We start from the raw sequence: 24,458 nt of genomic DNA on the forward strand, positions 1-24,458 counted from the left end.
ACCCTGCACACCCACCAGGAGATGAAGCCCCGATGATCACCCCACCCGTCGTGCACTCGCTGCGCGAGCAGATCCGCGAGCACATCGTGGAGGGGATCGTCAGCGGGCGCTGGAAGCCCGGTGAGCGGATCGTGGAGCGCCGCATCGCCGTCGAGCTGGAGGTCAGCCAGACGCCCGTGCGCGAGGCCCTGCGCGAGCTGGAGACGCTGCGGCTGATCGAGTCGGCGCCGAACAAGGGCGTACGCGTACGGAACCTCTCGGCGGCGGACCTGGAGGAGATCTACCCGGTCCGGGCGGGCCTGGAGCAGATCGCCGCCGAGTTGGCGGCGCCCCGGCTGGCGGCCGACTGCTCGGCGCTGGAGCCTCACGTGGCGGCGCTGTGGGAGGCCGACCGCACCGAGGACGGCACGGCGCAGGTCCGGCACACCGTGGGCTTCCACCGGGAGATGGTGCGGGCCGCCGGGAACAGCGTGCTGCTGCACACCTGGGAGTCCCTGGGCATCGAGGTCTTCACGGCCCTGTCCATCCGGTGGCTGGGAACCGTCCAGAAGTCCTACGCGGAGGAGCACGAGGCCCTCGTGGAGGCGTTCCGCAATCAGGATCCGGACATCGGTCTGCTCGTGAAGCGGCATGTTCTGGGGTGCGCCCCGCGCGCCTGACGGCAGCCTGATGGCAACCTGACGGTCACATTGCCCCCATTTGCCCGGCACCGGGTGCCTATTTCCCTGGCACCCGGTGCCGACTTTTGTCGTATGGACGTTTCTTCGTCACTTTTATTTGATCGATCATCGATCAGCGATTTACAGTCGTCACGGACCTCAACCAGGTCCATCGACCCTGTCCTGCCCGTCAGGGATTTCTTCACCACCTCTCCTTGTCCGGAAGGCGGCGCACACCGATGTCCGACCCCGTAGGAAAGCTTCCGAGCGAGCTCGACCAGCTCCCGGACCGCGACACCGAGGAGACCGCCGAATGGGCGGCCTCCCTCGACGCAGTCGCCAAGGCCGCCGGTACGCGCCGCGCCGAATACCTGCTCCGTCGCACCCTCCAGCACGCCGAGGCCGCCGGCCTCGCGCTGCCGAAGCTGCTCGAGACGGACTACGTCAACACCATCCCCACCGCCGCGGAGCCCGAGTTCCCCGGTGACGAGGAGATGGAAGCCAAGATCACCGCGTGGAACCGCTGGAACGCGGCCGCCATGGTGACCCGCGGCTCCAAGTACGGCGTCGGCGGGCACATCGCCACCTTCGCCTCGGCGGCCTGGCTCTACGAGACCGGCTTCCAGCACTTCTTCCGCGGGAAGGAGGCCGACGGATCGGGCGACCAGCTCTACATCCAGGGCCACGCCTCCCCCGGCATCTACGCCCGCGCGTTCCTCGACGGACGCGTGTCCGAGCAGCAGCTCGACAACTTCCGCCAGGAGTCCGGCGGCAACGGCCTGCCGTCCTACCCCCACCCGCGGCGCCTGCCGTGGCTGTGGGAGTTCCCGACGGTGTCCATGGGCCTCGGCCCGCTCTCCGCGATCTACCAGGCGCGCTTCAACCGCTACCTGCAGAACCGGAGCATCAAGGACACCGCCAACTCGCACGTCTGGGCCTTCCTGGGCGACGGCGAGATGGACGAGCCCGAGTCGACCGCCGCCCTGGCCCTCGCCTCCCGCGAGCAGCTCGACAACCTGACCTTCGTCATCAACTGCAACCTGCAGCGCCTCGACGGTCCGGTCCGCGCCAACTTCCGCGTGGTCCAGGAGCTGGAAGCCCAGTTCCGCGGCGCCGGCTGGAACGTCATCAAGTCGCTGTGGGGCTCCGCCTGGGACGAGCTGTTCCAGCTCGACACCACGGGCGCCCTGGTACGCCGCCTGCGCGAGGTACCCGACGCGCAGTTCCAGACGTACGCGACCCGCGACGTGGCCTACATCCGCCAGCACTTCTTCGGCGCCAACGCCGAGCTCGTGCAGCTGGCCGGCGTGCTCTCCGACGCGAAGATCGCCGAGTGCTTCCACACCTCGCGCGGCGGCCACGAGCCCCGCAAGGTCTACGCCGCGTACAAGGCCGCCCTGGAGCACAAGGGCGCGCCGACGGTCATCCTCGCGCAGACCGTCAAGGGCTACACGCTGGGTGCCGGGTTCGAGTCGAAGAACGCGAACCACCAGATGAAGAAGCTGACGATCGACGAGTTCAAGGACATGCGCGACCTCCTTGGCCTCCCGATCCCGGACAGCGCCTTCGCCGACGGCCAGGTCCCGTACGGCCACCCGGGCGTGAACAGCCCGGAGGTCCGGTACCTCAACGAGCGCCGCGCGGCGCTCGGCGGCCCGGCCCCGGCCCGCAAGGTCAAGCACGTGGCCCTGCCGGCTCCGGCGGACCGTTCCTTCGCCCCGCTGCTCAAGGGTTCCGGCAAGCAGGAGATGGCCACCACCATGGCCTTCGTCCGGCTCGTCAAGGACCTGATGCGGGACAAGGAGACCGGCAAGCGCTGGGTGCCGATCGTCCCCGACGAGGCCCGCACCTTCGGTATGGAGTCCCTCTTCCCGTCGGCCGGCATCTACTCGCCGCTGGGCCAGACGTACGAGCCGGTCGACCGCGACCAGCTCATGTACTACAAGGAAGCCAAGGACGGCCAGATCCTCAACGAGGGGATCACCGAGGCCGGCGCCATGGCCGACTTCATCGCCGCCTGCACGTCGTACGCGACGCACGGCGAGCCGATGATCCCCTTCTACATCTTCTACTCGATGTTCGGCTGGCAGCGCACCGCCGACCAGATGTGGCAGCTCGCCGACCAGCTCGGCAAGGGCTTCATCGTCGGCGCCACCGCCGGCCGCACCACCCTGACGGGTGAGGGCCTGCAGCACGCGGACGGCCACTCGCACCTGATCGCGTCCACGAACCCGGCGTCGCTCAACTACGACCCGGCCTTCGCGTACGAGATCGCGGTGATCGTCAAGGACGGTCTGCGCCGGATGTACGGCGAGAAGCCCGAAGACGTCTTCTACTACCTGACGGTCTACAACGAGCCGAAGCCGCAGCCCGCCATGCCGGAGGGCGTGGAAGAGGGCATCCTGCGCGGCCTCTACCGCTTCAACACGGCGGCGGACCTGGCGGAGGCGGCCCCGGCCGCCGACGCCCCGAAGATCCAGCTGATGGCCTCCGGTACGGCGATCCACTGGGTGCTCGACGCGCAGAAGCTGCTCGCCGCCGACTGGAACGTGGCCGCCGACGTCTGGTCCGCCACCTCCTGGGGCGAGCTGCGCCGCGACGCGCTGGAGTGCGACGAGGCGCTGCTGCGCGGCGAGATGCGCACCCCGTTCGTCACCCGCGCGCTGGAGGGCGTCACCAGCCCGGTGCTCGCCGTCTCCGACTGGATGCGTCAGGTCCCGGACCAGATCAGCCAGTGGGTCGAGCAGGACTACACCTCGCTGGGCACGGACGGCTTCGGCCTGTCCGACACCCGTGAGGGCGCCCGCCGCCACTTCGGTGTCGACGCCCAGTCGATCGTGGTGGCCGCGCTGGCCCAGCTCGCCCGCCGCGGCGAGGTACCGGCGTCCTCCATCAAGGAGGCCCGGGAGCGCTACGGGCTCTGAGCCCAGCCGTACGCGACTGACGCGCCGAAGGCCGGTGTCCACCCTCCAGGGGGTCGGACACCGGCCTTTGGCCGTATGCGCGGTGGCGGCGCGGGGGTCGACCCGTGATGCTGGAGCGGTGATGGACGAGACGGAATTCTGGGAGATCGTCGACCGTACCCGCGAGGCCGCCGACGGCGACCCCGAGGAACACGCCGAGCTGCTCGTGGAGCGGCTGGCGCAGCTCGACCCGGACTCCGTCCTGGACTTCGCCCGGCACTTCGAGTCCCGGTACAACCGGGCGTACACGTGGGACCTGTGGGGCGCGGCCTGGGTGCTGCTCGACGGGGCGAGCGACGACGCGTTCGACTACTTCCGGTGCTGGCTGATCGGCCAGGGCCGGGAGGTCTTCGAGGGCGGGGTGCACGACCCGGACCACTTGGCGGAGCTCCTCGGCGAGTTCGACGAGGAGATCGACGGGGACGGCGAGGAGCTCGGGTACGCGGCCGACGAGGCCTACGAGCAGCTGACCGGGTCGGTCGCGCCGGAGCTGGGCGTCCCGCTGCAGGCGGCGGAGCCGGAGGGCGCTCCGCTGGACTTCGAGAACGAAGCCGTGCTCGCGGAGCGCTTCCCCCGGCTGTGGGACCGCTTCAGGGGCTGACGCCGCGCCGCCTAGTAGTGCGTACCGCCGTCGATGCGGATCTCCGTGCCGGTGATGAACGCGCCGTCCTCGGAGCCCAGCATGGCGACGACGCCGGCGACCGTCTGCGGGCCGGCGAAGCCCTGGCCGAGGGCCGGGGCGAGCTTGGCGAACAGGCTCCAGTCGGTGTCCTCGGGCAGGCCGGGGCCGTTGCCGGTGGTCATGCCGGACTCGATGGAGCCGGGGGCCACGGAGACGAAGCGCAGGCCCTGCTTGCTGTACTCGGCGGCCAGCGAGTGGGTCATGGACTGGATGCCGCCCTTGCTGGCCGCGTAGGCGGACATGTAGGGGTGGGCGAAGGTCGCCGAGGTGGAGCTGAAGTTGACGACGACCGGCTGGTCGCCGGCCAGCAGTGCCGGGAGCGACTCGCGGATCATCAGGAAGGTGCCGGTCAGGTTGACCGCGATGACCTTGTTCCAGAATTCGAGCGTCGTCTGGTGGGTGTGCGCGGAGCGCAGGATGCCCGCCGCGTTGACCAGCACGTCGATGCCGGTGAGGGCGTCCACGGCGGCGGCGACGCCGGCCTTGACGGCTGCCTCGTCGGATATGTCGAGGACGGCCGTGGTGAGGCGGTCGGCGTGCCCGTCGGCGGCGGCCTGCCCGGCGGTCGCCTTCAGGCCGGCTTCGTCGACGTCCACGGTGTGGACGCGGCCGCCCTCGGAGAGGATGCGGTGGACGGTGGCCTGGCCGATGCCGGAGCCGCCGCCGGTGATGAGGACGCGACGTCCTTCATAACGGTTCATGGGAGGGAGCGTACTCCCGCCATGACACGTTTTGCCAGCCTGTCAAAACATGCATTCGCGTCCTTCCGGCCAGGGTATCCTTCCCACCGTGAGATCCCCTCGTCCGTACTCTCCCCAGGCCGGCCCCGGAGCCCAGTCGCTGAACGAGCGCCGCAAGGCCGCCACCCAGCTCGACATCGCCCGCGCGGCCTGCGAACTCTTCGCCGAGCACGGCCCCGACGGCACCACCGCCGAGGACATCGCCCTGCGCGCGGGGGTGGCGCTGCGTACGTTCTACCGCTACTTCCGCAACAAGCAGGAGGCCGTCGCCCCCCTGCTCGCGGGCGGCGGCGACGCCTGGCGCGCGCTGCTCGCCGAGGAGGATCCGGGGACCCCGCTCGCCGAGGCCCTGGAGCGCGCCGTCACCCGCTCCCTCACCGACCCCCAGGCGCTCGACGAGGGCCTGGAGGTCACCCGCGGCCTGCTGCGCGCCGCCGCGACCGACGAGGCCCTGCGGGCGGTCTGGTACCGGGTCAACCAGGAGTCCGAGGAACGCCTGGTCCCGGTCATCGCCCGGCTCGCCGGCCCGGAGGCCGAACTCCTCGCCATCCGCCTCCTCGCGGCGGCGGCCACGGACGCGATCCGCATCGCCCTGGAACTCTGGTCGGCCGCGGAAACCCCGCCCTCGGGCCCCGGCTCCCCCTCGGAACTGGCGATCCGCTGCCTGCGCGACCTGACGGGCGCGATGCCCCTCCTGCGCTGACCCGGACAGAACGGGGCCTCAGAGGAACCGCTCGGACTTCGCCCGCAGATGCTCCGCGAGGAAGGCCGGAGCGTCGGGCCGCATGCGCGCCAGCGCCACCATCGCGGTGATGACGACGTCGGCGACCTCCGCCTCCACGTCGCTCCACGTGTGCGAGTCGCCTTTACGGGGATTCGTGCCCTTGGCCCCGATGACGGCCTGCGCGGCCTCCCCGAACTCCTCGCCGATCTTCAAGATCTGCAGCGTCACGCTCTCCTCCGGCGCCACCCCGCGCTCCCTGTCGTGCTCGTCGAACCGCGCCGCGAGCGCCCCGATGGTCTTCCACACGTCGTCCATCCCCCGAAACTAGCGCCAAAACGACGGAGCCCCGCCCCCTCCGAAGGAAGGGGCGGGGCTCCGGGCGATCAGTGCGTCAGCACGGCACGGCTTAGAGGTCGAAGTAGAGCTCGAACTCGTGCGGGTGCGGGCGCAGGGCGATCGGGGCGATCTCGTGGGTGCGCTTGTAGTCGATCCAGGTCTCGATGAGGTCGGGGGTGAAGACACCGCCGGCCAGGAGGTACTCGTGGTCCTCCTCCAGGGCCTTGAGGACGTCCTCGAGGCTGGTCGGGACCTGCGGGACGCTCGCGTGCTCGTCCGGGGAGAGCTCGTAGAGGTCCTTGTCGATCGGCTCCATCGGCTCGATCTTGTTCTTGACGCCGTCGAGGCCGGCCAGCAGGAGGGCCGCGAACGCCAGGTACGGGTTCGAGGACGGGTCCGGGGCGCGGAACTCGACGCGCTTGGCCTTCGGGTTCGAGCCCGTGATCGGGATGCGCATGGCGGCGGAGCGGTTGCGCTGCGAGTACACCATGTTGACCGGCGCCTCGAAGCCCGGGACCAGGCGGTGGTAGGAGTTCACCGTGGGGTTGGTGAACGCCAGCAGCGACGGGGCGTGCTTGAGGATGCCGCCGATGTAGTAGCGGGCGGTGTCCGAGAGGCCCGCGTAGCCGGCCTCGTCGTAGAACAGCGGGTCACCGTTCGCCCACAGCGACTGGTGCACGTGCATGCCCGAGCCGTTGTCGCCGAAGATCGGCTTCGGCATGAAGGTCGCGGTCTTGCCGTTGCGCCAGGCGACGTTCTTCACGATGTACTTGAAGAGCATCAGGTCGTCGGCCGCGGCGAGCAGCGTGTTGAACTTGTAGTTGATCTCGGCCTGGCCACCGGTGCCGACCTCGTGGTGCTGGCGCTCGACCTGGAGGCCCTGGGCGTCCAGCTCGAGGGAGATCTCGGCGCGCAGGTCGGCGAAGTGGTCGACCGGGGCGACCGGGAAGTAACCACCCTTGTAGCGGACCTTGTAGCCGCGGTTGTTCTCCTCGGAGCCGGTGTTCCAGGCGCCGGCCTCGGAGTCGATGTGGTAGAAGCTCTCGTTCGCGGTGGTCGCGAAGCGCACGCTGTCGAACACGTAGAACTCGGCCTCGGGGCCGAAGTACGCGGTGTCGGCGATGCCGGTGGAGGCGAGGTACGCCTCGGCCTTCTTCGCGATGTTGCGCGGGTCGCGGCTGTAGGCCTCACCCGTGATCGGGTCGTGGATGAAGAAGTTGATGTTGAGCGTCTTGTCCTTGCGGAACGGGTCCAGACGCGCGGTGGTGATGTCGGCACGCAGCGCCATGTCGGACTCGTGGATCGCCTGGAAGCCGCGGATCGAGGAGCCGTCGAAGGCCAGCTCCTCGTTCGGGTCGAACGCCCGCCCCGGGATGGTGAAGTGCTGCATGACACCAGGCAGGTCGCAGAAGCGGACGTCGACGAACTTGACGTCGTTCTCCTCGATGTACGGCTTCACTTCGTCGGCGTTCTTGAACATCCAACTCCTCCTACTCCCGACCCCGGGGCAGGGGCGGGCTTTATAGCTAGTGGTGCGTCAGTGCGGTGCCGCACGCTGACCCGACCATAAGCAGACGGGGTTTCTCAAGCATGACCCATTTGTTTCGCACAAGTTAACCAGGGTCCGGCCGGAACGGCGGGAAGCAGCACAGGTACCGTGTTCGGGTGGACAAGAGGCAAGCAATCGGATCCTGGCTCTCCGGCCCCCGCGAGACCGCCGAGCAGATGGGCGTCGACTTCGGGTATCCCGGCAAGCAGCTCGGCCTGCCGCAGCAGGGGCCCGGCTCGGTCGCGCGTTTCGGCCGGCGCTTCGGGGCCCTGCTCATCGACTGGCTGGCCTGCCAGCTGATCGCATACGGGCTGATCACGGGCCGCGACTGGACCGGCGCGGGCAACTGGACGCTGGGGCTCTTCGTGGTCCTGAGCATCCTGACCGTCGGCACCGTGGGCTTTACCCCCGGGAAGCGGATCCTGGGAATCCGGGTCATCGACCAGGACGGCAGCCGGCTCGGCGTCGGGCGCGTGATCCTGCGCACCCTACTGCTCGCCCTGGTCATCCCGGCCCTGGTCTGGGACCGGGACGGCCGCGGCCTGCACGACCGCATCAGCCACGCCGTCCAGGTTCGTATCTGAGGCGTCGGATCCGAAGCGCCGGATCCGAGCCGGACAACCGCATACGCACGGGCGCCCCGAGCCATCCGGCTCGGGGCGCCCGTGCGTTGTATACGAAAAACTGGTCAGCGCATCTTTCCGCCGCGCGGCATGCGCATCCCCTTGGGCATCGGGCCCTTCGGGATCGGCATGTTGCTCAGCAAGTCGCCCATGGCCCGAAGCTTGTCGTTGACCTGGGTGATCTGAGGGCCGGAGAGCACGCGGGGCAGCTTCAGCAGGGTCGTACGGACCTTCTTGAGCGGCACCTCGCCCTCGCCCGTGCCCACGATGAAGTCGTGGACCGGGATGTCGGGCATGATCCGGGCCAGCTTCTTCTTCTCGTTCGCGAGCATCGGCTTCACCCGGTTCGGGTTGCCCTCGGCGATCAGGACCACACCGGCCTTGCCCACGGCCCGGTGCACGATGTCCTGCTGCTTGCTCATCGCGACGGCGGGGGTGGTGGTCCAGCCCCGTCCCACGTTGTCCAGTACGGCCGCGGCCGCGCCCGGCTGGCCCTCCATCTGCCCGAAGGCAGCCTGCTCGGCCCGCCGTCCGAAGACGACCGCCATCGCAAGGAACGCCACCAGGAAGCCCAGGATGCCCAGGTAGACCGGGTGGTCGATCAGGAAGCCGATCGCAAGAAAGACACCGAAGGTGACGATTCCCACGCCCGCGACGATCAGACCGACCTTCGGGTCGGCCTTGCGCGTCATCTTGTACGTCAGGGCGATCTGCTTCAGTCGCCCGGGGTTCGCAGCAGTCTCTGCGTTTGACTTCCTCGCCATGCAGGGAAGTTTACGTGGCCTTCTCGGTCCGGGTCGCCGCGGCCTCGAGTACGTGCTCGGTTTCGACGCGGTCCTTGGCCCTGCGGCGGTCTTCGAGGACGGCCGTCCAGGCGTTGCGGCGGGCGCCGCTCATGAGCAGCGACTCGATGCCCCGGAAGGCGTCGGTGAAGGACGGGATGGCGATGGCGCGTACGGGCGCGGCCTGCATGATGTCGATCCCTTTCACGGAGCTCACGTCGGGGTGTGACCAGAGGTGCGTGCTGTGCGTCGACCAATCGTCACTCACTGGTGTTACCAGGGCATGACCGGTCGGTCAAATGTGATGGACACGTTGCAAACGCCGACGCGACCCGCCGGGCGCTTCCGGAGAAGAGCCTAGGGGCCGCGTCGATGCGGTGTTACCTATCGGTAAGACTTTGTGCGTGAATTCACACAGTCCGCTCGGACCGTGGCTCGGTCCGTGCTCGGACCACGTGCTCAGACCGTGGCGCGCTTCTCCATCGCCTGCTTGTACAGACGACCCGCCCGGTACGAGGACCGGACCAGCGGGCCGGACATGACACCGGAGAAGCCGATCTCCTCGGCCTCCTGCGCCAGCTCCACGAACTCGGCCGGCTTCACCCAGCGCTCGACGGGGTGGTGCCGCGACGAGGGCCGCAGGTACTGGGTGATGGTGATGAGCTCGCAGCCCGCCTCATGGAGGTCCTTCAGCGCCTGGCTGACCTCCTCGCGCTCCTCGCCCATGCCCAGGATCAGGTTGGACTTGGTGACCAGGCCGTAGGCCCGCGCCCGGGTGATCACGTCGAGCGAGCGCTCGTAGCGGAAGCCGGGGCGGATCCGCTTGAAGATGCGCGGCACCGTCTCGACGTTGTGCGCGAAGACCTCGGGGCGGGAGGCGAAGACCTCCTCCAGCAGCTCCGGGACCGCGTTGAAGTCGGGAGCGAGCAGCTCGACCTTGGTGTGGCCGCTCTCGCGGCCCGCCGTCTGCTGGTGGATCTGGCGCACGGTCTCCGCGTACAGCCAGGCGCCGCCGTCCGCCAGGTCGTCGCGCGCGACGCCCGTGATGGTGGCGTAGTTCAGGTCCATCGTGACCACGGACTCGCCGACGCGGCGGGGCTCGTCCCGGTCCAGCGCCTCGGGCTTGCCCGTGTCGATCTGGCAGAAGTCACAGCGCCGGGTGCACTGGTCGCCACCGATGAGGAAGGTGGCCTCGCGGTCTTCCCAGCATTCGTAGATGTTCGGACAACCGGCTTCCTGGCACACCGTGTGCAGTCCTTCGCCCTTCACCAGGGCCTGCATCTTGGTGTACTCGGGACCCATCTTCGCCCGGGTCTTGATCCACTCGGGCTTGCGTTCGATGGGGGTCTGGCTGTTCCGGACCTCCAGGCGCAACATCTTGCGCCCGTCGGGTGCGACTGCGGACACGACCGGCTCCCTGTGACTTCGATTCTTCGGCGCCCACCAGGGTACGCCCGTAATTTCATACGCTCTTACGTCGGCCAACCTGCGGGCCGCCGGTCCCATTCCCAGCCGCTACGAGCCCACCGCGGGCTCTATCTCGCGGGGCCGCAGCTCCGCCTGCTCCAGTACGTCCTTCAGGTGCCCCTCGATCACCGGCAGCACCTCGGCGATGGTGATCTCGCGGCCGAGCTCGTAGGAGAGCGAGGTCACACCGGCGTCGCGGATACCGCAGGGGACGATCCGGTCGAACCAGGTGTTGTCGGGGTTCACGTTGATCGCGAACCCGTGCATCGTGACGCCCTTGGCGACCCGGATGCCGATGGCGGCGAGCTTGCGGTCCTCGCGGCGCTGGCCGGCATTGGACGGCGCGTACTCGGGGCCGTTCAGGCGCGGGTCGAACTCCTCGTCCGCCAGCCGCGGGTCGAAGTCGAGGGAGAGGCCGCCGATCTTCGGGCGCTCCTCCACCGGGTCGCCGAGCACCCAGACCCCGCTGCGCCCCTCGACGCGGGTGGTCTCCAGGCCGAAATCGGCCGCCGTGCGGATCAGCGCGTCCTCCAGACGGCGCACGTGGGCGACCACGTCCACCGGGCGGGGCAGCTTCATGATCGGGTAGCCGACCAGCTGGCCGGGGCCGTGCCAGGTGATCTTGCCGCCCCGGTCGACGTCCACGACGGGCGTGCCGTCGAGCGGGCGCTCGCTGTCGGCGGTGCGCCGGCCGGCGGTGTAGACCGGCAGGTGCTCCAGCAGCAGGCAGGTGTCCTCGATCTCGTCCGCGAAGCGGGCCGCGTGCACCCGGCGCTGCTCTTCCCAGGCCGCCGTGTACTCCACGGCATCCGGTCCGAAGCCCAGATGGACAAACCCAAGATCAGCCACCGCGGCGCCTCCTCGTCGAACCTGCCGTCGAACTTGCTGTGTGCACGTATCGCACCAAGCAAGGGTACGGCGACCCGCTCGCGGCCCGTCAGCCGCCCGTCGGGACCTGTGGAGAAGTCCGCGGCGGACCCGCGTCCGGAGGCCCCGGCGGCGGTCCCGCGGGAGGTCCCGGAGAAAGCCCTCCAGACGGTCCTTCAGCGGGTCCCGGCAGTTGTCGCGGGCGGCGCCGGCGCCCCTTCGCCGGCCGGTCCGGGTCCTCGTCCGCCCGGGGCAGCCTGCGGTGCCCCTCGGAGTGGTCGTTCACCCAGCCGCATACCCCGCACGCGTACCGCCCGTCGAGACCGGCGATGTACGTCCCGCAGCGCCGGCACTCAGCCTCCGTCAGCTCGGGCGCGGGGAGCGGGGCCGTGGCGGACTCCGCGCGGTCCTCGCAGTGCTCGGGGGGCTGTTCCCCGGTGGTCCGGCGGCTCATGGGCCGCAGCGTACGCGGGTGGAGGGGGTCGGTCCGTAAAGAGCCCTACCGGTTCTCCACACGATCGGATGAATGTGGGACAGAGGGGGCGGTGTTGGCGAAGTTCGCCGCTACATTCACGCCGTTCACAGGGCCGGGACTCCGGTCCGTCACGTCAGGAAACCGTGGAGCCGATGACGGAACGACCTGCCCAGCGCGTCCCCAACCGGCAGCTCGCGGCACTGATCGCCGAGGCCGGGTTCTCCAACGCCGGGCTCGCCCGCCGCGTCGACCAGCTCGGTCTGGAGCACGGTCTCGATCTGCGGTACGACAAGACCTCCGTGACCCGCTGGCTGCGCGGGCAGCAGCCGCGCGGGACCACCCCGGCGCTGATCGCCGAGGTGTTCACCCGGCGCCTCGGGCGGCGCCTGTCGGCCCAGGACCTGGGCCTGGACGCCTGCGCCCCCGTGTACGCCGGGCTGGAGTTCGCGGCCACCCCCGAGGAGGCCGTCGACATCGCCGGCGGGCTGTGGCGCAAGGACTCCGGCTCGCACGCCGAGCTGCGCAAGATCGCCTTCACCCCGGCCGGGCTGGTGGTGCCCAGCCGGGACTGGCTGATCGGGCGGGCCGACGAGCGGGTCGGCCGGGGGGCGGAACAGGCCGCCCCGCGCGTCCCCGAACAGAGCCGTCCCGTACAGGGCCGGTCCTCGGTGCCCCGGCAGCGGCAGATCGACCGCGGGCCCGGGCAGCGGGTGACGGGCGGTGACATCGCGGCGCTCAGATCGGTGAGCGAGCTGTTCCGCACGCTGGACCACGCCTACGGCGGCGGCCATGCCCGCCAGGCCCTGGTGCGCTACCTGGAGCACGAGGCGGAGCCGATGCTGCGCGGCACGTACGGGGAGACGACCGGGCGCCGGCTGTTCTCCGCCGCCGCCGATCTGACCCGGCTCGCGGGCTGGACCTCGTACGACATCGCCGCGCACGGGCTCGCCCAGCGGTACTTCGTGCAGGCGCTGCGCCTCGCCCAGGCCGCCGGGGACCGGCCGTACGGGGCGTACGTGCTGGTCACCATGAGCCGGCAGGCGGTCTACCTCGGCCACGGCCGGGAAGCGGTGCAGCTGGCCCGCGTCGCCCAGCAGGGCGTCGGCTCGGGCCCGCCGCCGGTGGTGCAGGCGCTGCTGCACTCGGCGGAGGCGCGCGGGCACGCGGTGCTCGGCGAGGTCAGGGCGGCGACGGCGTCCCTGGTGCGGGCCGAGCGTGCGCTGGGCGCGGCGCGGCCCGGTGACGACGTACCGCACTGGGCGCGGTGCTACGACGAGGGGCAGCTCGCCGACGAGTTCGGGCACTGCCACCGGGACCTGCAGCAGTACCGGGCCTCGGCGCAGCACGCGGAGCGCTCGCTCCAGCTGCGGGCGCCCGGGTACGCGCGCTCGCGGCTGTTCTGCCGGGTGGTGCTGGCCACGGCCCGGCTGGGGCTGGGCGAGCTGGACCAGGCGTGCGCGCTGGGCGCGGAGGCGGCGCAGCAGGCGATGGAGATGCGGTCGGTGCGCGCGGTGGAGTACGTACGGGACTTCGAGCGGCGACTGGAGCCCTACCGGGACGCCTCGGCCGTGCGGAGCTACCGGGACCGGGTGGCAGCGCTGTCGTGACCCCGCGGGCCGGCGCATCCGGGGCTCTGGAAGCCGCGCCCCGAGCGCCGGCGGGGCTGGAAGCGCCCAGCCCCGCCGGCCTGCGTGGGGTGTGGCTCAGGCCGCCACCGGAAGCGCCGCCTCCGGGGCGGCCGGGAGCGGGATGCCGAAGTCGCGCAGGACGGCTCCGGCGGCGCGGCGGGCGGAGCGCAGCGCGCCCTCGACGGTATTGGTGTCGCGGTGGTCCCCGCACACGTACAGCCCGGCCAGGACCCTGACCGTGCGCCGGGTGTCCAGCGGCGGGGGCATGGCGGGGACGGCTTCGGGGGTGTGGTGGACGGCGAGGAGCTCCCACTCGCGGGTGGAGGTCTCGTAGAGCCGGGCCAGGCGCGCGGCGACGGTGCGGGCGGGCGGCGGCGGGCCGAGCACGGTGGTGGTGACCAGGCTGCGGCCGGCGGGGGCGCGCGTCGGGTCGACGGAGCTCATCACTGCGGTGTGGGCGACGGGCCACTTGGGGTCGCCGTCCAGGAGCAGCGAGCCGTCCCAGGGCAGCGGGGCGGGGGTGGCGTGGTGGATGACGGTGACCTGGTGGAACTGCGGCACCCGCAGCCCCGGGAGCAGTGCGGCGGCGGCCCTCGCCCCGGTCGCGAGCACGGCGGAGCGGCAGCTGAAGTCGCCGTGTTCCTCGGTGGTGACGAGGTTGGTGGCCACCGACCGGACCCGGACCCCGGTGCGTACGGTGCCGGGCGGCAGCCCGGCCGCGAGCAGACCGGGCAGGGTCGCGGCGCCACCCTCGGGCACGGCGAGCCGGCCGCGCGCGAAGGTCCGCAGGGCCAGGTCGGCGACGCGGCTGGAGGTGGTCAGGGCGGGGTCGCGCAGGAGTGCCGCGAGGAGCGGGCGCAGCGTCGTACCGAGGCCGCGGGAGCTCAGGGCGGCGTGGGCGGTGCGCTCGGGACGGGCGAGGATGCGTTCCTCCGGCAGGGCGGCGAGGCGCCCGAGGGCAGCGCCGATCCGGGCCTGGTCGAGGGAGCCGCTGGTCAGGGCGCGGGCGGGGGTGAGCGCGCCGGCGCGCAGCGTTCTGCCGTCGGTGTGGACGAGGGCGCCGGGCGCGAAGGGCCGCAGGACCAGGTCCGCCAGCCCGGGGGTCCGGGCCGGCTCGGTGTAGGCGGTGTTGAGGAGCTGGCCGATCCGGTCGAGGCGGAAGCCGTCGACGGTCTCGGTGGCCATCCGGCCGCCGGGGTCGTCGGCGCCCTCCAGGACGATGACCGTGACTCCCGCCGCGATCAGGTGGTGCGCGGCCGTGAGTCCCGAGACTCCGGCTCCTACGATGATCACGTCCGCATGGTGTGCGTGTGCGCTGTTGAGCACGTGCCCCTCCCCGAGGTCGGCCCGGCTGTGTGGGGTCCTCCTTCCCCCAACCCGCTCCGGCGGAACCCGAGTCGGGCGGACTATTGCGGGCCGCGCGGTCAACTCCGGTCGCACGGCGGTCGCATTCGGGTCACGTACGGTCGCACACGAAACGGCGGTGCGCTCCCCCCGGGTGCGCCCCCTCGGCTGCTCCGCTCGGGCGCACTCCCCGCTCAGGCCTCCAGCGCCGCCCGGATCGAGTCGTCGATCCCCGGGTGGCGGAAGACGAAGCCGGACTCCAGCAGCCGGGCGGGACGCACCCGCTGACTGCCCAGCACGTCCTGGGAGAACTCCCCGAGCACCACGCGCATGACCGGAGCCGGCACGGCGAACACCGCCGGGCGGCGAAGGACCCGGCCCATCGCGGCCGTGACCTCGCGGTTGGTCAGCGGCTCGGGGGCGGTGAGGTTCACCGGGCCGCTCACCGAGGGCGTGTCGACGAGGAACCGCAGGGCGGCGATCTCGTCGTGCATCGAGATGTGCGACCAGTACTGGCGGCCGTTGCCGAGCCGGCCGCCGATGCCGGCCTTGAAGATCGGGAACAGCTGCCCCCAGGCACCGCCCTCGGCCGCGACCACCAGCCCGGTACGGGCGAACACGGTCCGGACCCCGGCCTCCTGGGCGGGTGCGGCGGCGGCCTCCCAGTCGACGCACACCTCGGGGAGGAACCCCTCGCCCGCCGGGGCGTCCTCGTCCACCGCGCGGTCGCCCGTGTCGCCGTAGTACCCGATGGCGGTTCCACAGACGAAGGCCGCGGGCGGCTCGGCCATGGCGGCGACGGCACGCGCCATGGCGGCCGTGCCCTTGACCCGGCTGTCGCGGATCTTCCGCTTGTACTCGGCCGTCCACCGGTGGTCTCCGACCCCGGCCCCGGCGAGGTGCACGACGGCGTCGCAGCCGGCGAGCCCGGCCGGATCGACGTACCCCCGCTCGGGATCCCACGACGCCTCGTCGGCGGCGGCCGGCTCCCGCCGCACGAAGCGGACGACCTCGTGTCCGTCGGCCCTCAGGGACCGCCCGAGGGCACTGCCGATGAGCCCGGTCGCGCCGGTGACTGCGATACGCATGCCGTCATCCTCGCAGCCGCGGGCGGAACGCACTCGCGACCGGTCAGGTCAGGACGCGCCCAGCCACGTACCCACCGCGTACGTCACGGCCATCGCCAGCGCGCCCCCGGCGACATTGCGCAGCACGGCCCGCCCCGCCGGTGCCCCGCCCAGCCGCGCGCTGAGCACCCCGCACAGCGTCAGGGCCACCAGCACCGCGACCACCGTCACCGGCACCCGCCCCGAGGCCCCCGGCAGGACGATCGCCAGCAGCGGCAGCAGCGCCCCCACCGTGAAGGCGACCAGGCTCGCCAGCGCCGCGTGCCAGGGATTCGCCAGCTCGTCGGGGTTGATCCCCAGCTCCACCCGTGCGTGCGCCCGCAGGGCGTCCCGCTCCGTCAGCTGCTCCGCCGCCTCCCGGGCCACGTCCGTACTCAGCCCGCGCTGCACGAGCAGCCCCGTCAGCTCTTCCAGCTCCTCCACCGGCGACTCCGCCAGCTCCCGCCGCTCCATGTCCAGCGCCGCTTTCTCGGAATCCCGCTGGGAGCTCACCGACACGTACTCCCCCGCCGCCATCGACAGCGCGCCCGCCAGCAGCCCGGCGACGCCCGCCGCCAGGATCGAGGAGCGCGAGGTCGTCGCCCCGGCTACACCGACGACCAGGCCTGCCGTCGAGATGATCCCGTCGTTCGCGCCGAGCACGCCCGCGCGCAGCCAGTTCAGCCGTGTGCTGATCGCCGCGCTCTGCGTGCCGCTCTCCGCTTCCGTCACGCCCCCACTGTCGCGGTCCGGGCCATGAGGGGCCACCCGGCGTGCGCACCCCCGGCGCCGGTACCAGGGTGGAGGGGTGAGACGCCGACGCGAGGACCCGGGCTGGCTGGGCGGGGCGCCGCCACCGCGCTGGGCCCGGTTCGCGCCCGCGGTGGCCCTGGTCGTGCTGGTCTGCGCGCAGCGCGCCACCCCGGGCGACGTCGAGCTCGGCTACTTCCTGGCCGGACTCCCCCCGGTGGCCGCCTTCGCGTACGGCGCCGCCGGGACGGCCGTCTTCGCCGGCTTGGTCCTGCTCCTCCTCGGCCTCCCCGAGATCGGCATCGCGCACGCCCGCGGCTCCGACCTGGCCACCGTCGCGGCGATCTGCCTGCTCAGCGTGGTCGTCGCCTGGGTCCGAAAACACCGGGACGCGCAGCTCGTCAGCGTCCGCACCGTCGCGGAGGCCGCGCAGCTCGCCGTCCTGCCGCCCGTCCCCGAGCTGGTGGGGGACGTCCGCTGCGAAGGCCTGTACCGGGCGGCCCAGCGCGGCACCCTGGTCGGCGGCGACCTGTACGACGTACGGGTCGGGCCCTTCGGCGTGCGCGCGGTGGTCGGCGACGTCCAGGGCCACGGCCTCGCCGCCGTGGGCACCGTGGCCTCGCTGCTCGGCGCCTTCCGCGAGGGCGTCCTGGACGACGCCGAGCTCACGGCGGTGGCGGCCCGGCTGGACCGGCGGCTGCTGGCGGACTCGGCGGCCGAGTCGGTGGCGCACGCGGAGCTGTTCGCGACGGCGGTGCTCCTGGAGTTCCCGCCCGGGCTGGACCTCGTACGGATCGTGTCGTGCGGGCACCCGCCGGCGCTGCTGCTACGGGACTTCGCGGTCTCGGAACTCGACGTGGAGCCGGGCCCCCCTCTCGGCCTGGGCCTGGCCGGCCCGCCCCCGGCGGCCCCGACCGAGCTCCAGGTGCGGCCCGGGGACCGGGTGCTGCTGTACACGGACGGGGTGACGGAGGCGCGCGACGCGACGGGGCACTTCTACCCGCTGGCCGCACGGGTGCCCGTACTGGCGACGGACCCGGCGGGGCTGGCCCGGGCGGTGTGGCGGGACTTGGCGTCCTTCAGCGGGGGCGGGCCGCGCGACGACGTGGCGCTGCTGATCCTGTCCCTGGACGAGGAGCCGGACGGTGGCGGCGCACGATGAGGACGCCGGCCACCCATTCGGCCCTCGGAAGGCTTCGGAAAGGTTCGGAAGGGCTTCGGAAAGCCGCGGCCGCGGCCCGAGGAACAGGGCCACGGCTACGGCTACGGCTTCCCGAAGCTCCCGAGGCGTGACCGGCCGCGGCCGGCCGCGGCCGGCTACTCGGCGTCGCGGATGAAGGAACGGACGAGCTTGCACGTGACGTTGGACGGCCGGCGGATCCCCGTCCGGACGGCCATCGTGCGGATCTTGCGGTTGGTGGCGCGCTGAGCGTCATACGTGCCCGAGTCCAGCAGCGATATCGCGAGCCGCATCGCCTTCAGGTGCCGGTTGTGGCTCTCGTACCACTCGCGGGGCAGCCCCGCCGGCAGCGGCTTCTTCTTGACGGGCTCGACGGCGTGAAGGGCCATGGCAGTGGCCATCTACAGCCTCCCAAACGGTAGTTGGCTTCCTGTCGTTCTCCCTCGATTTTACCGGCGACCACTGACAAAGGACCTGGCCAGGCGCCGCCTCGCTAGGCTTTCGGGCATGGAGATCTGGATCAACCCCGCCTGCTCGAAGTGCCGCGGCGCACTGACCCTGCTGGACGCGGAGGGTGCCGAGTACACCGTCCGCCGCTACCTGGAGGACGTCCCTTCCGAGACCGAGATCCGCGAGGTCCTGGCCCGCCTGGGCCTGGCGCCGTGGGACATCACCCGCACCTCGGACCCGCTCGCCAAGGAGACCGGTGTACGGGACCTCCCGCGCGAGGAGACCGACGAGGCCCGCGACCGCTGGATCAGCCACCTGGCGGCCCACCCGAAGCTGATCCAGCGCCCGATCATCACGGCCCAGGACGGCACGGCGGTCGTGGCCCGCACGGAGGAGGCGGTGCGGGACGCCCTGTCGCGGAAGGGGTAGGGGCCGGGGGGTGCGGGGGGCCTGGGGTGCGGGGGGCCTGGCGTGCGGGGGGCCTGGGGGCGGCGTTCCGGACACCGCCCGCTCACCCGGACCCCACGTCGCACCCCCTACGCTGGCCAGAGCCATCCCAAATGGGTACAAACCAGCTCCAAGGACCAGCCTCCGTGACCGAACAGCCGCCGCAGGCCTCACCACAGCCCCCGCAGCCCGCCTCTCCGCTCCCCCCGCCCAGGCGGGGGGCCGACTGGATGTTCGGCGGCGTCTACGGGACGGTCCTTGCCAGCGGCCTGCTTGCCGCGCTCGACCAGAAGGGCGGCGAGTACACGCCCTTCTACGACGCCAGCTGGGTGCTCGTCACCGCCGCCACCGCCGGGCTCGCTCACGGGTACTCCCACCACATGAGCACCCACCACGACGGCTCCGCCCGCCATCGGTGGCGGCTGCTCGCGCGGGCGCTGTGGAACGAGTGGCCGATGATCGCGGCCACCCTTCCCACCGTCCTGCTGCTGCTCGTCGCCGGGCTCGCCCACTGGGACTCGCACGGAGTCACCGCCATCGGGCTCGGCCTGAACACCGCGCTGCTGTTCGCCTGGGGCTCCTTCGTGGCGCTCCGGGTCGGCTACAAGGTCCGCTCCGCGGTCCTGATCGGCGTCGCGGACGCCACCATCGGGCTGGCGATCATCGTGGCCAATGCCCTGATCAAGTAGCCGTGATCACAGCGGTCACCGGCCCGAACGCACGTCAGCCCGGGAGCTGTCCCTCCGCCTCCGCCAGGATCTCCGTCAGCCGGGCCCCGAACTCCGCCCCCCGGTCGTCCGGGACCCCCGTACGCGCCGCGGTGAGCAGCGCGTCCAGCGCGCGGCCGTAGGCGGCCGGGACGTTGCTCCACTCCGGCAGGCCGAAGACGCCCGCGGCGCCGCGCAGCTCCAGGCCCACTCCGGCGGCCGCACGCGGGGAGCTCAGACTGAGGACGGCGGTGCTGGCCGCACCGGAGGTGTGACGCAGGGCCAGTTGGACCATGTCGGACGGGCCGCGGGTGGCGCTGACCGAGGTGACGTCGCCGAGGACCGGGATGAGTACGGACAGGGCGTGCGGGCCGACGTCCCACAGCCCGCCCTTGGCCTTGCGCCAGGGCGAGTCCGCGTAGGCGCTGGGTTCTCCGTCGGGCGGGAAGACGGCGCCGAGCCAGTGCGCGGCGGCGGTGAACCAGCCCGAGCGCTCCGCCTGCTCCGCGACCCAGCCGGCGGTCGGCTCGGCGAAGCGGAGGGTGAGGAAGACGACGGAGGCGACCTCGTGCGCGACGACGGCGTCGGCGATGGCGCGGGCGGCGGCGGGGGTCGTGGCGACGGGCTTGTCGAGCAGCAGATGGCATCCGGCGGCGGCCGCGCGCACGGCGAGCGGGGCCTGCACGTCGGGCGGCAGGGCGAAGGCCACGACGTCACAGTCGGCGAACAGCGCGTCGGGGTCTTCGTACACCTTCACGCCGTACTCGCGGGCGAGCTCGGCCGCGGCATCGGGCCGCCGGCCCCAGACGCCGGCGAATTCGGAGCCGGGGTGCGCGGCGAGCGCGGGGGCGTGGGTGCGGTGGGCCCAGGGGCCGGTACCCAGCAGTCCGACGCGGGGGCGGGGCCCGGGAGCGGCCTCTTCGGCGGCATCTCCGGCGGACTTCACATCGTACGAAATGCTCACCTGCCCAGTCTGCCCCACCCGGACGGGTGTCCGGACGCCAACCCGCACAGCCGCTCCCACCTGCGGCGTAAACCTCGGTAACACGGGGTTCACACACGGGCAACGGAAGAGAAATCGCGAGCGGGCACGCTGCGGTCTACACCGCAGAACGAATGCGCAGCACGTGACCGCAGCACCCGCAGAGTCTGCGCCGGAGCGACGCACCGAAGGATGGGGCCCGTGAGCTACAAGGCTGAGTACATCTGGATCGACGGAACCGAGCCGACGGCGAAGCTGCGCTCCAAGACGAGGATCCTGGCGGACGGCGACGCGCTGCCGATCTGGGGCTTCGACGGATCGAGCACCAACCAGGCCGAGGGCCACGCCTCCGACCGCGTGCTCCAGCCGGTGTTCTCCTGCCCGGACCCGATCCGCGGCGGCGACAACGTCCTCGTCATGTGCGAGGTCCTGAACATCGACATGACCCCGCACGAGTCGAACACCCGCGCACTGCTGCGTCCGATCGCCGAGAAGTTCGGGGCGCAGGCCCCCATCTTCGGCATCGAGCAGGAGTACACCTTCTTCGACGGCACCCGCCCGCTCGGCTTCCCGGTCAACGGCTTCCCGGCCGCGCAGGGCGGCTACTACTGCGGCGTCGGCTCGGACGAGATCTTCGGCCGCGAGATCGTCGAGAAGCACCTGGACCACTGCCTCACGGCGGGCCTGGCGATCTCCGGCATCAACGCCGAGGTCATGCCCGGCCAGTGGGAGTTCCAGGTCGGCCCGGTCGGCCCCCTGGAGGTCTCCGACCAGCTGTGGATCGCGCGCTGGCTGCTCTACCGCACCGCCGAGGACTTCAACGTCTCCGCGACGCTGAACCCGAAGCCGGTCAAGGGCGACTGGAACGGCGCGGGCGCGCACACCAACTTCTCCACGAAGGCGATGCGCGAGGACTACCGCGCGATCATCTCCGCGTGCGAGTCGCTGGGCGAGGGCAGCAAGCCGCTGGACCACGTCAAGAACTACGGCGCGGGCATCGACGAGCGTCTGACGGGTCTGCACGAGACCGCCCCGTGGAACGAGTTCAGCTACGGCGTCTCGGACCGCGGCGCTTCCGTCCGCATCCCGTGGCAGGTGGAGAAGGACGGCAAGGGCTACATCGAGGACCGCCGCCCGAACGCGAACGTGGACCCGTACGTGGTGACCCGTCTGATCACGGACACCTGCTGCGCCGCCCTGGAGAAGGACGGCCTGGTCTGAGACCAGCCGCTCCCCAGTACGCCCCGACGCCCGCCGAGCCCCCGTGGCCCGGCGGGCGTCGCCGCGTCACCCGGCAAGGGCCGCCGGCGGTGGGGCTGGAGCGGCTTTGGGACGGATCCGACCAGGATGCGATACGGGTGGCCGGCCCGGACGGGCGGAGGCGGCCGGCGGGGTGACGGTTTGTCGGGATTGCAACGGTCCGTTCATGGCATGATCACGGAATATGAGATTCCGCTCCATGGACTGAGACGGAGTCTGCCCGGGCGCCCGCGCATCTGCTTGAATGGGGCCATGGCCGGCTACTCGCACACCTCGACAGGTCGCAGCGACCTCGAGCCGTTCTGGCCTTCCCGTCAGGACCACGATTTCGACCGGGCGTGTTGCCGCGCGAAGAACGCGCCGGCCCTCTAAAGCCTCCGGGACCTCCCGAACGACCTTCCCCGAGGCCTTCGGTCTGCGCGGTACGACACAAGACGACGCCTGTACGTACGTCTCCTGCCGACCACTCCGCGTGAAAGAGCTGACCACTCATGCCGAACACCCGTTCCTTCGTTTCCGCCTCCGCTGCGACCGCTCCCCTGACCTACCCGACCTTCCCGCCCAGTCCGCGCCACCGCCTGCGGTCCGTGGACCGGGACGAGGCGGCCCGTGTCGTGGACTTCCTCCCGCCCGGCGCCACCTGGCTGCCCGCCCCCGCGCACACCCTGCCCACCCTGCCCGGGCAGCCGCCGATGGTCGGCTACCTGGTGCTCGTACCGGCCGACCAGCAGCCGCCGATCGCCTTCTCCCCGCAGTCCGTTCCCGCCGCCCCGGCCCCCGAGGCGGCGGCCCTCACCGGTGACTCCCTGGTCCGCATCGACCCCGCCCGGCGCACCGCCGAGGTGGACGGGCAGGTCCTGGACCTGACGTACCTGGAGTTCGAGCTGCTGGCCCACCTGGTCGCACACCCGCACCGGGTGCACAGCCGGGACCAGCTGGTGACCACGGTCTGGGGCTACGGGCACGTCGGCGACGGCCGGACCGTCGACGTCCACGTCGCGCGGCTGCGCCGCAAGCTGGGCGCCTCCCACCGCGGTGCGATCCAGACCGTGCGCCGGGTGGGGTACAAGTACGCCCCCTGAGCGCACTTATGACGGATCGGCACACGTGATGACATGACGGCGGGCCCGTACTCACGAGGGGGAGTACGGGCCCGTTCTCACGTGACCTGGCGGGCCCGGGCCGACCTAGAGCGACCTGGAGCGGCGCGACGCGGCGAAGCCCAGCGCCAGGTCCGCCGCCAGGAACACCAGCAGGCTGATCCCGAGCAGCGGCAGGAACCAGCCCACGACGGCCGTCACGGCGGCCGGCGGGAGCAGCACCGTCACCGGGAGCTTGCGCCACGCCCCGCGCGGCTGGGGGCGGCCGACCGAGAGCCGGCGGTCCTTGGTCGGGCGGCGCAGCCACCACATGCGGTAGCCCCAGACGACCATGAACATCACCAGGACCGCCAGCGCGGCCAGCGCCAGCTGGTTGGCGAGCCCGAAGGTCAGGCCCATGTGCAGGTCGATGCCGTAGCGGGTCAGCTTGGCGGGGAGCGGGTGGTCGGCGAAGCGGAGTTCGTCCATGACCCGGCCGTCGGCGGGGTCGACGGAGACCGCGTCCAGATGCACCGGCACCTGCTTGTCCTGCTCCTTGACCACGTACCCCTTGCCCTTGGCGGGCAGGGTGATCCGGAGGTACTCGGTGACCCCGGCGGCGCGCGCCGCCGCCACCGCGCCGTCGATGCCGATGGCGTCGGCCGGGGTGGGCGGCGCCGCCTGCGCACCGTCGGCCGCGCCGTGCCCGGCGTGCTCCCCGCCCGCGTCGGCGGCCGGGGCGCCGCCGACCTTGGCGGAGACGGCCGGGGTGGCACCGCCGAGGCCGTCCTTGAGTTCCCCGATGTTCTCGCCGGCGTACTTCGACCAGGTCAGGCCGGTGGCGGAGAGGCCGACGAGGCCGATGGCGATCCAGACGCCGACGGAGCCGTGCCAGGACAGGGTCCCCCGCCGGCCGGAGGCCTTGCGGTCGGGTACGACGAGCGCGGCCCTGCGGGTGCGCCGGCGGCCGATCCACAGCGCGAGCCCGCCGAGTACGACCACCCACAGCCAGCTCGCGGCGAGCTCGCTGTAGTTCCGGCCGGACTCCCCCAGCTGGAGGCTGGAGTGGAACTCGCTCAGCCACGCCCGCAGCGGCAGCGCGTCACCGACGGTGGTGAGCTTCCCGCGGACCTCGGCCGTATACGGATCGACGAACACGGTGAGGGTTTCGCCCTCGGCGAGTCCCGGGCTCTCCATGATCACCCGAGTGGTGGCGTCCGCCTCGGGCGCGGGCCACACGGACGACACCTCGCCCTGGGGCGCGGCGTTCTTGGCCGCGTCCACCTGGGCACTGAGCGGCAGCGCGCTCGCGCCGACGCGGTCGACCGTCAGCTCGTCGGAGTAGAGGATCTTCTCGGCCTGCCAGGAGCCGGCGTAGAGCAGCCCGGTGGTGGCGGCGACGAACAGCAGCGGGGCTATCAGCACCCCGGCGTAGAAGTGCAGGCGCAGGAGCAGCGGGCGTACGGCGGCCCAGGTGCCGCCGCTTCGGGCGGGGGTCGCCGCGGAGCCCGCGTCGGTTCCGGCTTCGGTTTCGGTTGCGGCTTCGTTTTCGGTTGCGGCTTCGGTTCCGGCTTCGGTTTCCGGTGCTTCGGGGTCCGCTGGGCGGGCTTCCCGGACGTCGTCGAGAGACATGGGTGTTCCTAGGTGTTGGCGAAGAC

At 71.8% G+C, this 24,458-nt stretch carries 24 protein-coding genes; 11 read left to right on the plus strand and 13 right to left on the minus strand.

Annotated features, from left to right (window positions below):
* Positions 1-35 precede the first annotated feature (35 nt).
* The 3 genes from J7F03_RS16025 to J7F03_RS16035 all read left to right on the plus strand — a co-directional run bounded on the left by J7F03_RS16025 (position 36) and on the right by J7F03_RS16035 (position 4,223).
* Positions 36-659: a GntR family transcriptional regulator gene (locus J7F03_RS16025; protein ID WP_214950028.1), complete on the plus strand. Its 624-nt coding sequence runs from the start codon at positions 36-38 to the stop codon at positions 657-659.
* 239 nt (positions 660-898) lie between these two features.
* The gene (gene aceE, locus J7F03_RS16030) at positions 899-3,583 is read left to right on the plus strand and encodes a pyruvate dehydrogenase (acetyl-transferring), homodimeric type (protein WP_214949968.1); all 2,685 of its coding nucleotides are present in this window, start codon (positions 899-901) and stop codon (positions 3,581-3,583) included.
* A gap of 121 nt (positions 3,584-3,704) precedes the next feature.
* Complete coding sequence (locus tag J7F03_RS16035; protein WP_214949970.1) at positions 3,705-4,223, plus strand: DUF4240 domain-containing protein; 519 nt, start codon at positions 3,705-3,707, stop codon at positions 4,221-4,223.
* 11 nt (positions 4,224-4,234) lie between these two features.
* Here J7F03_RS16035 and J7F03_RS16040 read toward each other — a convergent pair whose 3' ends face one another.
* Positions 4,235-5,005: an SDR family NAD(P)-dependent oxidoreductase gene (locus J7F03_RS16040; protein ID WP_214949972.1), complete on the minus strand. Its 771-nt coding sequence runs from the start codon at positions 5,003-5,005 to the stop codon at positions 4,235-4,237.
* A gap of 88 nt (positions 5,006-5,093) precedes the next feature.
* Between J7F03_RS16040 and J7F03_RS16045 the strand changes: the two genes are divergently transcribed.
* On the plus strand, positions 5,094-5,747 hold the full coding sequence (locus J7F03_RS16045) for a TetR family transcriptional regulator (protein WP_308379584.1): 654 nt from the start codon (positions 5,094-5,096) through the stop codon (positions 5,745-5,747).
* An 18-nt stretch (positions 5,748-5,765) separates the two neighbouring features.
* Here J7F03_RS16045 and J7F03_RS16050 read toward each other — a convergent pair whose 3' ends face one another.
* Together J7F03_RS16050 and glnA are read right to left on the minus strand one after the other, a co-directional pair.
* Positions 5,766-6,083, minus strand: a complete 318-nt coding sequence (locus tag J7F03_RS16050; protein ID WP_214949975.1) for a MazG-like family protein — start codon at positions 6,081-6,083, stop codon at positions 5,766-5,768.
* 91 nt (positions 6,084-6,174) lie between these two features.
* A complete protein-coding gene (glnA, locus tag J7F03_RS16055; RefSeq protein ID WP_214949976.1) occupies positions 6,175-7,584 on the minus strand; it encodes a type I glutamate--ammonia ligase in 1,410 nt (469 codons plus the stop codon).
* A 185-nt stretch (positions 7,585-7,769) separates the two neighbouring features.
* Here glnA and J7F03_RS16060 point away from each other — a divergent pair, with 185 nt between their 5' ends.
* Positions 7,770-8,237: an RDD family protein gene (locus tag J7F03_RS16060; RefSeq protein WP_214949977.1), complete on the plus strand. Its 468-nt coding sequence runs from the start codon at positions 7,770-7,772 to the stop codon at positions 8,235-8,237.
* Between the two features lie 104 nt (positions 8,238-8,341).
* Here the strand turns inward: J7F03_RS16060 and J7F03_RS16065 are convergent, their stop codons facing one another.
* From J7F03_RS16065 to lipB, 4 genes are all read right to left on the minus strand, one after another.
* Entirely contained in the window at positions 8,342-9,040 is a 699-nt protein-coding gene (locus tag J7F03_RS16065) for a DUF4191 domain-containing protein (RefSeq protein WP_214949978.1), read from the minus strand.
* A 10-nt stretch (positions 9,041-9,050) separates the two neighbouring features.
* A complete protein-coding gene (locus J7F03_RS16070; protein ID WP_214950030.1) occupies positions 9,051-9,248 on the minus strand; it encodes a hypothetical protein in 198 nt (65 codons plus the stop codon).
* A 269-nt stretch (positions 9,249-9,517) separates the two neighbouring features.
* The gene (gene lipA, locus J7F03_RS16075) at positions 9,518-10,465 is read right to left on the minus strand and encodes a lipoyl synthase (RefSeq protein WP_214949979.1); all 948 of its coding nucleotides are present in this window, start codon (positions 10,463-10,465) and stop codon (positions 9,518-9,520) included.
* 108 nt (positions 10,466-10,573) lie between these two features.
* Entirely contained in the window at positions 10,574-11,374 is an 801-nt protein-coding gene (gene lipB / locus J7F03_RS16080; protein ID WP_214949980.1) for a lipoyl(octanoyl) transferase LipB, read from the minus strand.
* A gap of 645 nt (positions 11,375-12,019) precedes the next feature.
* Between lipB and J7F03_RS16085 the strand changes: the two genes are divergently transcribed.
* Positions 12,020-13,474: a regulator gene (locus J7F03_RS16085; protein ID WP_214949982.1), complete on the plus strand. Its 1,455-nt coding sequence runs from the start codon at positions 12,020-12,022 to the stop codon at positions 13,472-13,474.
* A gap of 96 nt (positions 13,475-13,570) precedes the next feature.
* On the opposite strand, the gene J7F03_RS16090 is transcribed toward J7F03_RS16085, so the two are convergent.
* The 3 genes from J7F03_RS16090 to J7F03_RS16100 form a co-directional block, all read right to left on the minus strand.
* The gene (locus tag J7F03_RS16090) at positions 13,571-14,821 is read right to left on the minus strand and encodes an NAD(P)/FAD-dependent oxidoreductase (protein WP_214949984.1); all 1,251 of its coding nucleotides are present in this window, start codon (positions 14,819-14,821) and stop codon (positions 13,571-13,573) included.
* Positions 14,822-15,033: 212 nt separating this feature from the next.
* The gene (locus tag J7F03_RS16095; protein WP_214949986.1) at positions 15,034-15,927 is read right to left on the minus strand and encodes a TIGR01777 family oxidoreductase; all 894 of its coding nucleotides are present in this window, start codon (positions 15,925-15,927) and stop codon (positions 15,034-15,036) included.
* Positions 15,928-15,975: 48 nt separating this feature from the next.
* Positions 15,976-16,677 carry a VIT family protein gene (locus J7F03_RS16100; protein WP_308379587.1) on the minus strand — a complete coding sequence of 234 codons (702 nt, stop codon included), beginning with the start codon at positions 16,675-16,677 and terminating at the stop codon, positions 15,976-15,978.
* Between the two features lie 76 nt (positions 16,678-16,753).
* Between J7F03_RS16100 and J7F03_RS16105 the strand changes: the two genes are divergently transcribed.
* Positions 16,754-17,857, plus strand: a complete 1,104-nt coding sequence (locus J7F03_RS16105) for a PP2C family protein-serine/threonine phosphatase (RefSeq protein ID WP_214949988.1) — start codon at positions 16,754-16,756, stop codon at positions 17,855-17,857.
* 155 nt (positions 17,858-18,012) lie between these two features.
* On the opposite strand, the gene J7F03_RS16110 is transcribed toward J7F03_RS16105, so the two are convergent.
* A complete protein-coding gene (locus J7F03_RS16110; RefSeq protein ID WP_251071977.1) occupies positions 18,013-18,276 on the minus strand; it encodes a hypothetical protein in 264 nt (87 codons plus the stop codon).
* A 106-nt stretch (positions 18,277-18,382) separates the two neighbouring features.
* On the opposite strand from J7F03_RS16110, the gene J7F03_RS16115 reads away from it, so the two are divergent.
* On the plus strand, positions 18,383-18,754 hold the full coding sequence (locus J7F03_RS16115) for an ArsC/Spx/MgsR family protein (RefSeq protein WP_214949990.1): 372 nt from the start codon (positions 18,383-18,385) through the stop codon (positions 18,752-18,754).
* Positions 18,755-18,918: 164 nt separating this feature from the next.
* Complete coding sequence (locus tag J7F03_RS16120) at positions 18,919-19,461, plus strand: hypothetical protein (protein ID WP_308379590.1); 543 nt, start codon at positions 18,919-18,921, stop codon at positions 19,459-19,461.
* Between the two features lie 34 nt (positions 19,462-19,495).
* Here J7F03_RS16120 and J7F03_RS16125 read toward each other — a convergent pair whose 3' ends face one another.
* Positions 19,496-20,425 carry a Gfo/Idh/MocA family oxidoreductase gene (locus tag J7F03_RS16125; RefSeq protein ID WP_214950044.1) on the minus strand — a complete coding sequence of 310 codons (930 nt, stop codon included), beginning with the start codon at positions 20,423-20,425 and terminating at the stop codon, positions 19,496-19,498.
* Positions 20,426-20,662: 237 nt separating this feature from the next.
* Here J7F03_RS16125 and glnII point away from each other — a divergent pair, with 237 nt between their 5' ends.
* Both glnII and J7F03_RS16135 read left to right on the plus strand, forming a co-directional pair.
* Entirely contained in the window at positions 20,663-21,682 is a 1,020-nt protein-coding gene (glnII, locus tag J7F03_RS16130; protein ID WP_214949991.1) for a glutamine synthetase, read from the plus strand.
* A 530-nt stretch (positions 21,683-22,212) separates the two neighbouring features.
* A complete protein-coding gene (locus J7F03_RS16135) occupies positions 22,213-22,803 on the plus strand; it encodes a winged helix-turn-helix domain-containing protein (protein ID WP_214949993.1) in 591 nt (196 codons plus the stop codon).
* A gap of 105 nt (positions 22,804-22,908) precedes the next feature.
* Here J7F03_RS16135 and J7F03_RS16140 read toward each other — a convergent pair whose 3' ends face one another.
* Positions 22,909-24,432 (minus strand): PepSY domain-containing protein, encoded by a 1,524-nt coding sequence (locus J7F03_RS16140; protein WP_214949996.1) that lies wholly within the window; start codon positions 24,430-24,432, stop codon positions 22,909-22,911.
* Positions 24,433-24,458 lie beyond the last annotated feature (26 nt).

The sequence above is a fragment of the Streptomyces sp. ISL-43 genome, from assembly GCF_018614195.1.
Lineage (GTDB): Bacteria > Actinomycetota > Actinomycetes > Streptomycetales > Streptomycetaceae > Streptomyces.